15 protein-coding genes are annotated in these 14,911 nt (G+C 42.8%); 14 read left to right on the top strand and 1 reads right to left on the bottom strand.

Annotated features, from left to right (window positions below):
* The first annotated feature begins 70 nt into the window (after positions 1 to 70).
* From FCL54_RS06975 to FCL54_RS07025, 11 genes are all read left to right on the top strand, one after another.
* Positions 71 to 3,328 (top strand): winged helix-turn-helix domain-containing protein, encoded by a 3,258-nt coding sequence (locus FCL54_RS06975; RefSeq protein ID WP_246055163.1) that lies wholly within the window; start codon positions 71 to 73, stop codon positions 3,326 to 3,328.
* A 442-nt stretch (positions 3,329 to 3,770) separates the two neighbouring features.
* Complete coding sequence (locus FCL54_RS06980) at positions 3,771 to 4,304, top strand: ABC transporter substrate-binding protein (protein ID WP_425467111.1); 534 nt, start codon at positions 3,771 to 3,773, stop codon at positions 4,302 to 4,304.
* Between the two features lie 85 nt (positions 4,305 to 4,389).
* Positions 4,390 to 5,154 (top strand): ABC transporter ATP-binding protein, encoded by a 765-nt coding sequence (locus tag FCL54_RS06985; RefSeq protein WP_138124704.1) that lies wholly within the window; start codon positions 4,390 to 4,392, stop codon positions 5,152 to 5,154.
* On the top strand, positions 5,141 to 5,845 hold the full coding sequence (locus FCL54_RS06990; RefSeq protein ID WP_138124707.1) for an ABC transporter ATP-binding protein: 705 nt from the start codon (positions 5,141 to 5,143) through the stop codon (positions 5,843 to 5,845). The genes FCL54_RS06985 and FCL54_RS06990 overlap by 14 nt, the downstream gene beginning before the upstream one ends.
* 25 nt (positions 5,846 to 5,870) lie before the next feature.
* A complete protein-coding gene (locus FCL54_RS06995) occupies positions 5,871 to 6,743 on the top strand; it encodes a branched-chain amino acid ABC transporter permease (protein WP_138124710.1) in 873 nt (290 codons plus the stop codon).
* Positions 6,740 to 7,753 carry a branched-chain amino acid ABC transporter permease gene (locus FCL54_RS07000; protein WP_138124713.1) on the top strand — a complete coding sequence of 338 codons (1,014 nt, stop codon included), beginning with the start codon at positions 6,740 to 6,742 and terminating at the stop codon, positions 7,751 to 7,753. The genes FCL54_RS06995 and FCL54_RS07000 overlap by 4 nt, the downstream gene beginning before the upstream one ends.
* A 23-nt stretch (positions 7,754 to 7,776) precedes the next feature.
* Positions 7,777 to 7,956 carry a hypothetical protein gene (locus FCL54_RS07005; RefSeq protein WP_138124716.1) on the top strand — a complete coding sequence of 60 codons (180 nt, stop codon included), beginning with the start codon at positions 7,777 to 7,779 and terminating at the stop codon, positions 7,954 to 7,956.
* A 7-nt stretch (positions 7,957 to 7,963) separates the two neighbouring features.
* Positions 7,964 to 8,980: a 3-oxoacyl-ACP synthase gene (locus tag FCL54_RS07010; protein ID WP_138124719.1), complete on the top strand. Its 1,017-nt coding sequence runs from the start codon at positions 7,964 to 7,966 to the stop codon at positions 8,978 to 8,980.
* Between the two features lie 7 nt (positions 8,981 to 8,987).
* Positions 8,988 to 9,905 (top strand): intracellular short-chain-length polyhydroxyalkanoate depolymerase, encoded by a 918-nt coding sequence (phaZ, locus tag FCL54_RS07015; protein WP_342773861.1) that lies wholly within the window; start codon positions 8,988 to 8,990, stop codon positions 9,903 to 9,905.
* 28 nt (positions 9,906 to 9,933) lie between these two features.
* Positions 9,934 to 10,674, top strand: a complete 741-nt coding sequence (gene fabG, locus FCL54_RS07020) for a 3-oxoacyl-ACP reductase FabG (RefSeq protein WP_138124722.1) — start codon at positions 9,934 to 9,936, stop codon at positions 10,672 to 10,674.
* A gap of 191 nt (positions 10,675 to 10,865) precedes the next feature.
* Positions 10,866 to 12,359 (top strand): acyl-CoA synthetase, encoded by a 1,494-nt coding sequence (locus tag FCL54_RS07025; RefSeq protein ID WP_138124725.1) that lies wholly within the window; start codon positions 10,866 to 10,868, stop codon positions 12,357 to 12,359.
* Positions 12,360 to 12,384: 25 nt separating this feature from the next.
* Here the strand turns inward: FCL54_RS07025 and FCL54_RS07030 are convergent, their stop codons facing one another.
* Positions 12,385 to 13,068: a class I SAM-dependent methyltransferase gene (locus FCL54_RS07030; protein WP_138124728.1), complete on the bottom strand. Its 684-nt coding sequence runs from the start codon at positions 13,066 to 13,068 to the stop codon at positions 12,385 to 12,387.
* 144 nt (positions 13,069 to 13,212) lie between these two features.
* Here FCL54_RS07030 and FCL54_RS07035 point away from each other — a divergent pair, with 144 nt between their 5' ends.
* The 3 genes from FCL54_RS07035 to FCL54_RS07040 all read left to right on the top strand — a co-directional run bounded on the left by FCL54_RS07035 (position 13,213) and on the right by FCL54_RS07040 (position 14,887).
* Positions 13,213 to 13,866 carry a toast rack family protein gene (locus FCL54_RS07035; RefSeq protein WP_138124731.1) on the top strand — a complete coding sequence of 218 codons (654 nt, stop codon included), beginning with the start codon at positions 13,213 to 13,215 and terminating at the stop codon, positions 13,864 to 13,866.
* Positions 13,867 to 14,061: 195 nt separating this feature from the next.
* Complete coding sequence (locus FCL54_RS24570; RefSeq protein ID WP_281281352.1) at positions 14,062 to 14,187, top strand: hypothetical protein; 126 nt, start codon at positions 14,062 to 14,064, stop codon at positions 14,185 to 14,187.
* 214 nt (positions 14,188 to 14,401) lie between these two features.
* Positions 14,402 to 14,887 carry a hypothetical protein gene (locus FCL54_RS07040; RefSeq protein ID WP_138124734.1) on the top strand — a complete coding sequence of 162 codons (486 nt, stop codon included), beginning with the start codon at positions 14,402 to 14,404 and terminating at the stop codon, positions 14,885 to 14,887.
* Positions 14,888 to 14,911: the final 24 nt, after the last annotated feature.

A 14,911-nucleotide genomic window follows, 5' to 3' on the forward strand; every position in this document is an offset into this window, starting at 1 on the left:
GATAGGAGGATTATCCCATTAAAAAACGAATAGATTAAAGTAAGAAAATTCTTAAAAATGAGGGATTGAAGTGAACCGGAAATTTCCAGTGATGACAACCAGGCTAATCCCGCCGTTAGTAAAGGACACCAATGTAAGACGCCCCACTTTAGTAAAAAAGATAAGTCAAATAACAAGCCACCCGTTATCAATCATACATTCAGGGCCCGGGTACGGAAAAAGTACAACATTGTCTTCTTTTTTAAAGGACAGTCATTATTCCTTTTGCTGGTATAGCCTGTCAAAACAGGATGACGACTTTTTGCCGTTTGTGATTCACCTACTCTATGCTTTTCGTAAGCAGGAACCTTCCTTTGCGCAGGAGTTGCTGGATTATATGATGACGGAAGAACCATATACCTATGATGAAGATATTCAGTTCATTTGTACGGAATTTATCAATGAACTGGCCGGACTCCAGGGGTCAATTATTTTGGTGCTGGATGATTTTCATGTGATCGAGCAAACCGATTCAATCAAGAAGTGGATGATGACGTTTATACAGCATTTACCGCCTCATGTTCATCTTGTCCTATCAGGGCGTGTCAGACCTGACTGGGAAATTCTTGTTCCGCTTCAGGTAAAGGGGGAACTGCTCGAGGTTACGGAGCAGGATCTTGCTTTTTCACCGGAAGAAATCGATGTGTTGTTTTCGGATTATTATGAGATGCCGCTGGATGATAGACAAATTCATGCGATTTTTCAGTTAACGGAAGGCTGGATTATAGCGATCCAAATGATATGGCAGCAGCTAAAGAATAACGGGACGATCGATTCCTTTTTGTTTAAAAATCCTTCCTCGATGGAAGAATTGTTTCGGTTTATAGCGATGGAAGTATTTTCAAAACAGCCAAAACTGATCCAGAGCTTTTTGGAACAAACGAGCATACTGGAAGAACTTTCAGAACACTTATGTAATGAACTGTTACAGATTGAAGGATCAGGAAAGATGCTGGAAAAGCTTATTCAACAAAATTTGTTCATTGTGCCTATCGGAGACGGACATTACCGGTATCATGCACTATTCAGAGATTTCCTGCAAACGCAATTAAAGCAAAAGCCAGAGGAGTATAAGATGGTGCAAAAGCATGCTGCTAAATACTTTATGGAACAGCAGGATAATGAAAGGGCCATAACACATTTGATCGCACTCCAGGACTATGAACAACTGGGAAGAATGCTTCACTTTTACGGAAAAGAAATGCTGGAAAGCGGCAAGATAGAATCTTTGCTTGAACTTTTACAGCTTATCCCTGAACAAATGAAAGACCGAAACTTTATGCTCTGGTTTTATGAAGGCGAGATAAGCAGGTATAGATGCCATTATAAAACGGCAACATACTGTTTCGAACGGACGATAAAACAGGCAGAACGCATGCGTAACCCGCTGGGGGAAAGTGCGGGCTATGAGGGGATAGCAAAGGTGTATCTGGACACGATTCAGCCTGGCAATGCTGCTCCGTACCTTTCTAAAGCAATCGAATTAATGGAACAGAGCAAAAATGCCGAGTTATCGAAAAAAATACAAATGTATACCTTGATGGCTGAAAATATGGTGAACCTCGGACAGATGGAAGCTGCAGAGGAATGGTATAAAAAGAGCAAGAAAATATTTGCCACAGACCAATCAATCGAGGAATTCCAAAAAATAGAGCTGGAGGCACGCCTGTACTTAAGGACCGGGCGCCTTCAAAAAGCAAAAGAAGTATTGGAGCAAAGCAGGAACAGGAGTTTAAGTGAGAATCATCTGTCCCGTTCACATCGGGAGACAGATCTCCTGTTGTCGATCATCAATGCGTATATGGGAGAAGCGGAAAGCGCGAAGAAACTCGCTGAAGCCGGGATTCTTCAGGGAAGTAAGAGAAAAGCGCCTTTTGTAGAAGCGTGCGGCTGGATTAGGATCGGCCATTCAGTTCAGCTTATTGAACGCTATAACAGGCAGTTAGCGATCGAATGCTATCAAACAGCGCTCGGCATGATGGAAGAATTGAAAATGAACCGCGGAAAAGCTGAACCGCTCATGGGACTCTGCCTTTTATACGGCAGGACAGGCGATTACGAGCTCGCTATTGAAAATGGAAATCAAGCTCTGGAAGAAACAGAAAAAGTGAAGGATGTCTGGCTGTCTTCTTATATCAGGCTTTCGATGGGGATCGCTTCATATTATGAAGGGCTGCATGAGGAAGCGGAAACTCTTTTTACTGATAGTCTTGAAAACTTCAAAAGTTGCAGCTGCTCTTATGGGATCACAGTCACTAACTTTTGGCTGGCACTGGTTTGTTATGAGAAGGGAGAAGTAGAAACTTTTCAAAAATATATAAGCGATTTTCTCGAAAACGCTTATAAAGGAAAATACGAGTTTTTCGTGACAAAACGTACGGCGTTCGGCCCTACTGATATCCAAAGTCTCATACCTGTACTTCTTGAAGCTAAAAAACAGGGAATAAATATTAAAAGGGTTCAGCCCTTGCTTGAACAAATGGGTGTAGAAGATCTCACTTTCCATCCAGGATATACACTTAGAGTGAACACGCTCGGGGAATTCAGGGTATGGCTCGGCAATAAGGAGGTTGAACAGGGCGATTGGAAGCGAGAAAAAGCGAAAGAACTGTTTCAGGTTTTTATTACCCGCTTCAAAAAGTGGATTCCTAAAAGCGAGTTGCTCAACCTCCTCTGGAAAGATCTTGACGAAGAAACGGCAACAAGGGATTTTAAAGTAGCCTTAAACGCCTTAAACAAAGTGCTGGAACCAGAACGCAAGGCAAGAACCGCCCCTTTCTTTATTGAACGCCAGGGTTCGACCTACGGGTTAAATAGAAGCGCTGGTATCGAGGTTGATGCACGCAGGTTTGAGCAATTGATTGAGGAAGGACTCTCAGAACCGGAAACGCATCGATCGATAAAAAAATTAACGATCGGCCTTGAACTATATAAAGGAGATTATTTGCCGAATCGAAGGTATGAAGATTGGTGCATCGAAGAGCGAGAACGATTGATGGTGCTTTTCCTTCGCGGTGCCGAGTATCTTGCCCAACTAAAAGTCAAAGAGGAAAAATTTGACGAAGCGATCCACTGGTGCAACGAGATACTTGCGAGGGATGCCTGCTGGGAAGAAGCATACAGGTTGCTGATGTATTGTTATTATCGCAAAAATAACCGCCCATATGCGTTGAAGGTATATGAGAAGTGTATGAATAAGTTGATGGAAGAAATGGGTGTGGAACCGCTTGATACAACAAAACGAATGGCCTATATGATACAGGAAGCAGCGGAGTTGGAGTTGCTGTAAAGCAGAGGGAGATTTTTCCCTCTCTTTTTTTGAGGGCGAAGTGAACTTGGAGGCTATGTTTTTTGTCCTATAGCAATGGGCATGTTTTAAAAAATAAAAGTCACCCTGACTTTGTTAGTTTCCGGGAATTGTGATAGCGCTCATGTGGTTGTGGAGTAACTTCCCCTTCATTCATCAGGAGAATAGCTTTTGGGTTAACTTCAAGAATAATTAAGCTGGATTCTCACCCCACCAAACCATTTGTTTAGCTCTTCGTTCCATGCCTTTTTCTTTATGTCGTTTTTTGATAGATGAAACATTTCTTAAGTACTGTAACTCGTTTGTAACTTCTGTTTTTCATAATAAAACCAATCAAATCTTAAAATTTCTCTGTATGAGGGGGATGTTTGTGACGAAGGAAAAAGCATTTTTACGGATGTTCGGAATTGTTATGGTTTTTATTATGATTTTTACAGCTGGATGTTCTTCGAATTCGGCAAGTAACAATTCCGGAAATGCAGGGTCTAGTGATGACGGAGGATCAGATGGAAAAGAAGTAGTCAAGATCGGGGTGCTAGCTTCATTGACCGGCGCACTTGAGTCTTATGGTAAGCAAACGCAAAAAGGATTTGAACTCGGCCTGGATTATGCGACCGACGGAACAATGGAAGTGGGCGGCAAAAAAATTGAGTTTGTATTTGAAGACACAGAAACAAAACCAGATACTGCCGTTCAAAAAGCGACGAGCCCCATCGCAATTGTAGATGCGTTGAAAAAAACAGATGGCGATGCGAGTGCTGATGCTTTGATCGAAGCGATGGAAGGCATGTCATTTGAAACCCCGAAAGGAACGATGACATTTAGAGAAGAGGACCATCAGGCTCTGCAAACGATGTATGCGATCAAGCTTGAGAAGAAGGAAGGGTTCGATTATCCAGTCCCTGTCCTGTTAAAAGAACTTTCACCTGAAGATACTGCTCCTCCTGTCCAAAATTAAAGCTTTATTGACTTCGGCGAAGGTGCTTTTCGCCGAAGTTTGTCCTTTTTCAAAATACGCAACCAGTAAACGGGGTGAAGAATAAGTGGAATCAATTTTAGAAACGAAGGACCTTAGTATAACGTTTGGCGGACATACTGCTGTGAATAGTGTAAGCGTAGAAATTGAAAAGAATAAGCTAAAGTCTATCATCGGGCCAAACGGGGCGGGCAAGACTACCTTTTTTAACCTTCTAAGCGGGCAGCTTAAACCGACAAATGGAAAAATATTTTTTAAAGGGGAAGATGTCACAAGGATGAACCCAACTTATCGAACAAGAAAAGGAATCGGCCGCTCATTCCAGATCACGAACGTATTTCCTAACCTGACATGCTTTGAGAACGTCAGGCTTGCCGTTCAGTCTCAGGCCGGGGTTCGATATCGTATGCTGTCCCATTTTAAAAAATATAAAGATATGGAAAGAAAAGCCTATGAATTGTTAGAGCTCGTTTACCTTGGCGAAAAAGCGATGGAGCTTGCGATTAATCTTGCACACGGTGAGAAAAGGAAGCTGGAAATCGCAATGCTGTTAGCACTTGAAACAGAACTGCTGTTACTGGATGAACCGACTGCAGGCATGTCATTAGAAGAAGTCCCTAAAATCCTGGATGTGATCAAAAAGATTAAGGAAGACGGGAACCGCACGATTCTGCTGATCGAGCACAAAATGGATATGGTGCTCGATTTATCGGACAGTATTATGGTTTTGTTTAACGGTAAACTCCTTGCTGATGGAGATCCGGAAGAAATTATGAACAATGACCAGGTTCAGTCCGCCTATTTAGGAGGTCTTTACGATGACGCTTCTTAAAGTAGATGCAATTGAAACATACCTCGGACAATATCACATCCTGCAGGGGGTGTCTTTTGAAGCGAAGAAAGGCGAAGTAACGGTACTTCTTGGCAGGAACGGGGCGGGGAAAACCACAACGCTCAGGTCTGTGATGGGGCTTGCGCCGATTTCAGATGGCGTAATCACGTATAACAATAAACCGATTCATAAGCTTCCTACCTATAAGATCTCGAATAAAGGAATCGGCTTTGTCCCAGAAGACCAGGGGATCTTTAATGACCTGACCGTCGAAGAGAACATGAAGGTCGCGATGAAAAAGAAAGACGACGTAACAATGGAGAGGCTTGAATGGATACTGAAGTTGTTCCCTGATTTAAAAACCTTCTGGCATAAAAAGGGCGGGTACTTAAGCGGGGGGCAAAAGCAGATGCTTTCCATCGCAAGATCATACATCAACAGCAACGATCTTCTCTTAATTGACGAACCTTCCAAAGGACTTGCACCGATCATTGTTGAAAAAGTGATGCGATCCATCCAAGAAATGAAGGAGAAAACAACTGTCATTCTCGTGGAGCAAAATTTTATGATGGCAAGCATGATCGGCGACCGGTTCTATATTATCGATGATGGGAAAACCGTCCATTCAGGCGATATGAAGGAATTGAAAGAAGATGAGCAGCTGAAAAAACAGTACCTCGGCATTGCTTAACGATTATTGGCAAGGAGGCCTTAACATGGATGTTATTCTGGGTATTCTGATCAACGGACTTGCAACCGGCATGCTGATCTTTTTGCTCGCTGCAGGGTTGACTTTGATATTTGGATTGATGGATGTACTTAACTTTGCCCACGGTGCACTTTTCCTCTGGGGAGCATACGCAGGGATCTGGCTGTACGGGCAAACCGAAAGCTTCATTCTTGGAATTCTTGCTGCGATCGCTGCGGGGGCAATTATCGGGGCGCTGCTTGAAAAGTTTATCATAACGCCGGTTTATGGAAATCATGTTCGGCAAATTTTGATCACGCTTGGTGCGATGCTCGTGCTGGGGGAGCTTGTAAAAGTAGTTTGGGGTCCTAACTTGATTCAAGCCCAGCCGCCGGAGTGGTTAAAGGGAAGCTGGGAATTCGGAGGATTAATTTTAATCAAATACCGATTGTTCATCATTGCAGTAGGAACAGTAGTATTTGCCGGACTCTTATTCTTATTAAATAAAACGAGGCTTGGAATGACTGTAAGGGCAGGAGTGATGAACAAAGAAATGGTGGAAGCGCTTGGCATCAATATTAAAAGGGTATTTTTGTTTGTCTTTTTGCTTGGCGCTGCGATGGCGGGACTTTCGGGAATATTGCTCGGGCCTTATTCTGGTGTACTATACGCCGAGATCGGCCTGGAATACGGAATACTCGCATTCATTGTGGTAATCATCGGTGGAATGGGAAGTGTGACCGGATCGGCGATCGCGGCAATTTTAGTAGGAGTACTTGGCGCTTTTGCCGCTTACTATGTTCCTGATATCGCGATGGCGGTTAACATGCTCTTGATGTTGATCATTTTGATCTTCAGGCCGCAGGGACTGCTTGGTATGAAGGAGGCGGCTAAGCAATGAGTAAAACAAGGTTTTCTCCTTTTACGATTTTGTTGATCGTTCTGGGATTATTTTTGGCTGTGTTTCCGTTTGTGAACGATTCAAGAACGATGTTGATTTTGTTTACGCAGATTTTTATCTTTTCTATCTTTGCAATGAGTTATAACCTTTTGCTTGGCTATACAGGGATTGTGTCGTTTGGCCATGCGATGTTCTTTGGGCTTGGTGCTTACGCGATCGGAATTTGCATGAAAAAACTTGAGCCTGGCTGGAACGGAGTATTGCTTGCTGTTCTTATAACGGTTGCATTATGTGCTGTCCTAAGCTTTCTGGTAGGCATATTAACTTTGAGGCTAAAAAGCCATTTCTTTGCAATGCTTACGCTCGCTGTTGCCGGCCTTTTGATGGTGACTGCTGAAAAGTGGCGTTCTTTGACGATGGGAAATGACGGCTTTACGTTTCGAGTCCCTGACTTGCTAAAAGATAGGATATCTTTATACTTTATCGCACTTGTTTTCATGGTTCTCACTTACCTGTTGATGAGGCGTTTCACCTTTTCTCCTGTTGGAAAAGTGCTTGTGGCGATAAGGGAAAATGAACAGCGCGTTGAATCTCTAGGATACCGGGTGCTGAATTATAAAATAATCGCGAATGTTGTGGCGGGTACTATTGCCGGGTTCAGCGGTATTCTGTACGCGGTTAGCCTCCGGTTTGTGAATACTAGTGTCTTCGCAACCGAAGTTACGCTGGATGCGCTGCTTATGACCATTATCGGGGGAGTTGGAACACTTTTCGGACCAATCCTTGGAGCAGCCCTCATCGAAATAGCCCAGCACGGATTGATGGACCTTGCAAAGGTTCACTGGATTTTTGAGAGATGGGTCATTTTATTTGGAACAATCTTTATTCTTGTGGTGATGTTTTTCCCTAAAGGGATCGTTGGTTCTGCTTTACAATGGCAGTTTAAGAGAAAGAACTCTCAGAAAGCAACGCTTGATAAAAAAGAGCGTTCAAAAGCGGCGACACATTAACCTGACAGGGGGATGAAAGAAGAATGAACACGAAGCCGTCTATTTCTTCCTTTGTGATTCGATGCCATAAAATCAGCGATGATATGTTGAGTGATGAAAACAAGTGGCGGATTAAAATAACCCATGTACAGGATAGTAAAGAAATAGCTGTCCATTCAATGGAAGAAGCGATGCAATTTATGAAGAAGGTGCTTGGAGAGTGAGTGAAGAATGAATACAGCACACGGGATAGGAATTCTTAGCACAGGCATATATTTACCTGCTGGGAGATTGTCCGGCAAAGAAATTGCAGCAGCTGCCGGACTTCCCGAAGAAGTAGTAGAAAAGAAAATGGGAATTAAAGAAAAGGTGGTTCCAGAAAAGGATGATCACACCTGTGGAATGGGAATAAAGGCGGCCCAAAAGGCGATTGATCTCGCGGGAATCAAGCCTGAAGAAATCGACCTTGTTATTTATATTGGTGAGGAACATAAAGAATATCCCCTCTGGACAGCCGGGATTAAACTACAGGAGGAAGTAGGAGCCACCAATGCATGGTCCTTCGATGTAGCACTCAGATGCGGTACCACTGTCATGGCTGTTAAGCTTGCGAAGGATATGATGGTTGCAGATGACTCGATCCAAACCGTTCTGCTTGCAGGCGGATACAGAAATGTCGATTTCATAAACTATGAGAATCCCCGGACTCGCTTTATGTTTAACCTTGCCGCGGGCGGGGGAGCGCTTTTGTTACAAAAAGGGGCGGGAAAGAATGAAGTCCTTGAATCCCATTTGATAACCGATGGCTCCTTTTCAGAAGATGTCGTCGTAAGGGCAGGAGGCACGAAACTTCCAGCTAGTAAAGAAACGATCGAGCAACAGCTACACTACCTTGACGTTACGGATCCAGAGGGAATGAAAAGTCGCCTGGAAGAAAAGTCGATGAAGAACTTTATCGAAGTCATCGAAAAGTCGCTGGAAAAGAGCGGTTATTCCACTAATGATATCGACTATCTTGCAATCTTACATATGAAAAAATCCGCTCATGAGTATGTGTTAAAAGAACTTGGTTTGTCAGAGGAACAAAGCATTTATTTAAGTGAATATGGGCATATAGGGCAAATCGACCAAATTCTTTCACTGGAGCTGGCAGAAAAGGAAGGGAAGATTAAACCCGGGGACATTGTAGTTCTTGTGAGTGCCGGAATCGGCTATGCATGGGGAGCAACGACCATCAGATGGGGGTAAAAAACTATTGAAGGGAAAGAAAACGATGGAAGCTATCGAACTCGAGTCTGTAAAACTATCGAACGGCGAGACGCTCGGTTATCGGTTTAGGCCAGGAGGCAATGAAACGATCCTATTGATCCACGGAAACATGACATCCTCCAAACACTGGGACCTTGTGCTGGAAAACCTTGATGAAGGTTATACCATTTATGCTGTTGATCTAAGGGGGTTCGGCGTCTCAACGTATCACCAGAGAATCGATTCTATGAAAGATTTTTCAGAAGATATAAAACTGTTTGCAGATGAACTTGGTTTAAAACAATTTCATGTGATCGGCTGGTCGTTGGGCGGAGGAGTAGCGATGCAGTTTGCCGCAGATTACCCGGACTACATCAAAAAGCTTGTTTTACTGGAATCAATCTCTACCAGAGGTTTTCCGTTCATGTCTCCACAGCCTGACGGTTCATGGGAACGCCTCGCAACAAGAGAAGAAATGAAAGAGGATAAGCTTCGGTATATCCCGGTATCCTCTGCCTATAAGAACAGGGAATCGGAGCCGCTGAGGCAGATGTGGAAGCAAACGATCTATACACATAATGAACCGGAAGAAACGAGATATCAAGAATATCTGGAAGACATGATGACCCAGCGAAACTTAATCGATACGTATTATATAACAAACACATTCAACATAAGCAACGAGCCCAACGGCTTAACAGAAGGAACGGGAGAAGCAGCTAAGATAACTGCCCCGACACTCGTCCTGTGGGGAGAGAATGAACGTGTCGTTACAAGAGAAATGACCGACCAAATCATCACTGACATTGGTGAAAATGCAAATATGGTTATCCTTGAAAACTGCGGACATTCACCGCTGATCGATGACCTTGGCCAGTTCTTAAATGTAGTCGTACAGTTTTTGGAACCGAGTTTTGCAAAATAGAGGTTGGCAGTTTAATAGGAGGAGAACGATGAGATTATACGAAAAAGTGGCTGTTATTACAGGCGGAGGCAACGGTATAGGCCGAGAAACAGCATTCAGGTTCGCGGAAGAAGGAGCAAGAGTTGTAGTTGCGGATTATGATAGAGATTCAGGAGAAAAAGTCCTGGCATCTTTAAAAGAAAAAGGGCACGAAGGGATATTTGTTCAGGTTAATGTAGCAGATCAAGAAAGCGTAAAGCAAATGGTGGATGCTTCGATGAAAGCTTATGGCAAAATTGATATTTTAATCAACAATGCAGGTGTTACTAGCGACGGCTTTCTTGCAAAATTAGCGGCAGAGGAATGGCAGAAGGTCATCGATGTTAACCTGACAGGCGTTTTTTATTGTGCCCAGTCGGTTATCCCAGTGATGATCGAACAGGGAAAAGGAAAGATCATAAATACTTCTTCAGTATCCGGCGTATACGGTAATGTTGGTCAATCTAATTATGCTGCTACAAAAGCCGGGGTAGTCGGATTAACGAAAACCTGGGCGAAAGAACTCGGCCGAAAAGGAATAAACGTAAATGCCGTAGCACCGGGTTTTATTGAAACAGGAATGGTCGCGAAAGTTCCTGAAAAAGTCATTGCAAAAATGAAAGAACAGGTACCTTTACAGCGTTTAGGAAAACCATCAGATATCGCGAACGCCTATTTATACCTTGCCTCAGAAGAATCCAACTACGTAAACGGAACCGTTCTCCACGTAGACGGGGGAATCATCATGTAGAAGCCGGCAAAACGGCTTCTTTTTGTTTTGTATTTCATTTATTACTGGGGTCTGTACAATGTGGGACCTGTCAACGGACAGTTCCTTTTTTCATCGATCTCCTCTATCAACACTACTGGTTCATCTGTAACCGTGCTGTAACTCTCTTTTTTTATGGTAAGGGGGAGAAAAGAGAAGGAGAGAGATGCGTTGTGAGTTGGCAAACAGATTGGATATATAGCAGGGCAAGAATGACTCCGAATTCCATCGCTATATCGGATCCTGATACAGGGGAGCGATGGACCTTTCAAGAGATGAATAGCCGTGCGAATAAACTGGCTGTATATCTGCAAAGCATAGGGGTTTCCAAAGGCGATCGTGTTGCGTTATTATCTCCAAATGATGTGAGTTACTTTGATCTGTTTTTTGCTTGCGGGAAATTAGGGGCTATCTTTGTGCCTATGAATTGGAGGCTTGCCGGGGAGGAACTCGAATACATTTTGTCTGATTGCGAACCGAGAGTTCTTTTTTACCATAAAGAAGTAAGGAACATTATTATGGGGCTTAAGCGAAGATCTCTTGTTGAAGTAACTGGAAATGAATATAAAACGATTATGAAAATCGGTTTTCAAAATTACGAGGAACAATGGGTAGGGGAGAATGACCCTGTTGCGATTCTTTACACGGGAGGAACAACTGGAAAGCCAAAGGGAGTTGTTCTTACACATCAAAATATTTTTTACAACATGATCAATACGATCACCAGCTGGAGCTTAACTTCCTCAGATGCAACACTAACGTATTTGCCAATGTTTCATACTGGGGGCCTCAATGCGCTTTCTATGCCAGTCCTGCATGTCGGAGGGAAGGTCATTATTGGTAGGAAGTTTAATCCGGAAGAAGCGATACAACGAATAAATAACGAGAAGTGTACGGTTATCTTGCTCGTCCCGACAATGTACCATTCGTTAATCAATTCAGAAGCTTTTCAGCAGTCTGCCTTTCCAACTATGCACACCTTTTTATCCGGAGGAGCTCCATGCTCTTATACGATTTATCAAGCGTTCAATAAAAAAGGGCTTTTATTCAAAGAGGGATACGGACTGACAGAGGCAGGGCCAAACAACTTTTTCCTGAATCCTGACAGCGTGTTGAGTAAGCGAGGGTCAGTTGGGAAACCAATGCTCTATAATCAAGTAGCGATTATGAAAGAAAACGGAACCGAAGCTGCTGAAGATGAAGTAGGAGAGCTGCTGATCAAAGGGAATCACGTATTTAGCTACTATTGGAATAACGAAGAGGTAACAAAAAAGACGATCGTGGATGAATGGCTCCATACAGGGGACTTAAGTAAAAAGGATAGCGAAGGATATTATTATATTGTAGGAAGGAAAAAGGACATGATCATAACCGGAGGAGAAAACGTTTATCCGCTTGAAGTCGAGCATGTGATAGCAGAACATGATCTTGTCGACGAAGTAGCCGTAGTTGGGCTTCCTGACGAAAAATGGGGTGAAGTCGTTACAGCTTTTATTGTGAGAAAGCAGCAGGGAACAGTCCTTGAGGAAGAAATCACAACGTTTTGCCAGAAAAAGCTTGGGAAGTATAAGGTTCCTAAGAAGATAATCTTTTTAGAAGAACTGCCAAAAACAGATGTTGGCAAAATCGATAAGAAAGCCCTCCGATCAAATGTAGAAAAGGCCTGAACTAAATGTCCAGTGCCTTTCTTTGCTATTTCTTAACGGCTCCAATTCCCCAGAGAAACGAAATGCTGGCCTGAGCGATCCAGTTTTCGGAAAGAAGTTCGTACGTTTCCTGATCAACTAGTGGCTTATTCCCTGACTGGGCGCCTGCCATCCGTGTGCACTCCAATCCATGATCTTCAAGAAGTGCCTTAAGCTCCCACGGCATCATCATGTTGTGGATCACCTGCTCGCCATACAAACGCTTATAAGCCGACCATCTTGGTCTAGCAGAAGGGCCGAGTGTTACTGCGACAATCTTTCCCCCCTGCTTTAAGACTCTTGAGACTTCACTTATCAACTCTGAAGGTCTGTTGGTCCATTCAAGCGAGGTACAGGCAAATATACTGTCGAACGATTCGTTGCTGAATGGCAGTGTGTTATTTTTCATGTCCTTTGCCTGCACGCCTTTTTGCATTGCCGTTTTAACCATCTTTGTGGACTGGTCAGTCCCGATGCTATCATATCCTCTTTCCATCATAATCTTCGTGCTTTCCCCTGTTCCGCAACCGAAATCCAGAACCGTTCCAGGGGGCTGTCCTATATAATCGAATAAAAAATCGATCATGGCTTTTCTCGGGCCTCTTTCCCATGCCTTTGCTTTGTTTTCCCGTTTCCCCCAATTCTTTGCCTCATCATCCCATAGCTCTGTGCTCATTAAATTCCAGTCCATCCATTTACCTCCTTTTTAAAATCGTATCACCAGTAACGAAATAAGAGTATTCATTTTCCGCCATTTAAAAAAGAAGGAGAATGACGTAAACCAGGGGAATAAAAACAGTAGAGGAAATAAATAAACAGAAAAGGGGGCTGGTGGATGATTTTCGGAAAAACAAAAGTAGAACAATTTTCAAGAACAGTCACAAAAGAAAATGCAGAAAAACTAACAGCGAGCCTGCAGATACCAATAGGGGACCTTAACGTTACACCATTGTCCGGAGACCAGATAATGGAGGGGGATTTTTCTTTTTCAAAAGAAAAATTAAGGCCCGAAGTGAACTATACTGAAAATCAACAAACAGGCATGTTGATTGTAAAGCCGGAAAACTCATCTTCGATCAGTTTTAAGAAGCATGTTAATGAGTGGAGAGTAAAACTTAATAAAGAGATCCCGTTAGAATTAAAAGTGCAGAGCGGTGCAGCAAAAGCCAGCATCGATTTAAAAGGGATGAATATTTCCAGCTTGCATATGGACATGGGAGTTGGGGGAACAACGATCGATCTTAGCGGCGATTGGAAGCGGGGTTTCCAGGCAAAGCTCAATTGCGGTGTTGGAAAAACAAAAATCATCGTACCGCGTAATATTGGATTCAAGCTAAAAACAGATAAAGGTTTAGGGAAAATAGACAGTACAGATCTTATGAAAATTGGCGGGACACTTGTGAATGAACTGTATGAAGAATCAGGAGATCCGATCGAAATCCACTTGAACCTCGGAGTTGGAAAGGTAGAATTGGAACTGGGAAATTAAACCCGACTGAAAAGCCATCTGGCTTTTCTGTTTTTTTTTTGGCACGCTTTATATAGGCTCCACATTATCTTTTTAAACAATACTGGGGTACCTCAACCCGCTTGGTAGAGACTGATTGCATTGTTTTATATGGGAAGTATAAACAGGAATATTCAGGGAATCCTAAATCTGGATAAAAGGAAAGGATGGTAAAAAGTGAAAAAGATGAACAAACAGGATCGAAAACAGCGCCAGGAATCACAGGTTCTCCATCTACAACAGGTAAAAAGGCTATATGAGGAAGCCTATAGTAAGCACAATACACATGGGAAATATTTTTGAGAACATGCCTCCCGGGGTTATTTGATTGTGTTAGCAAGTGATCAAAGAATCATCATACAAACACAAAAGGAGAAAGAAAATGGACACATGCCCTGTTGATAAGGAAGACTGAAACACCTTTTTCTACGGTTAAAGAAATAGGTGTTTTTATTTTGCTCTTTTATGAAACCTCGATATAAAATCGGACGTCGTATTTGTAAAAAGGGGTTAGAGGATGAAAAGAATAATGCTTCGCTTTCTTTGTGTTTCCTCCGTCGTTCTTTTCCTTTGTTTTGGGATCCATTCCATGGGAGAAGGAAAAAGCCGTTTGGCAGGAAAGCAACCTCCGTTGCCGGAAGTCAAATTTAATAATGAATCATTAAATGTGAAACTGGGGTCTTACTGTTGGACTGAAGATAGCTCTAATCAGGGAGTGTGTGTCGATACAGCAGGAGTTCCAGAAGTTCTTGATGGGGAGTTCGCAGTAATAAACAAAACAGGTAAAATTAAAGTCTCCTTTAAAAATTTATCCCGGCCAGATAATCTTACGATTGTTAGAGTGAAGGAACAAGACGCAAAACAGGAAAAGCTCATCGGAAATGTATTTTCCACTCCCGAAGAAGAAGGTGTTTATTATTATGAAATATTTGCGAGATGGCTTAAGGAAGAGAATGTTATAGCAGGTGATGCTTATTACGGATTTATTGTAAAAGTGGAATAAGAAACAGTATCAATTTCCTATTCA

Source organism: Exobacillus caeni (genome assembly GCF_005747095.1).
In the GTDB taxonomy this organism is placed as follows: Bacteria; Bacillota; Bacilli; order Bacillales; family Guptibacillaceae; genus Exobacillus; species Exobacillus caeni.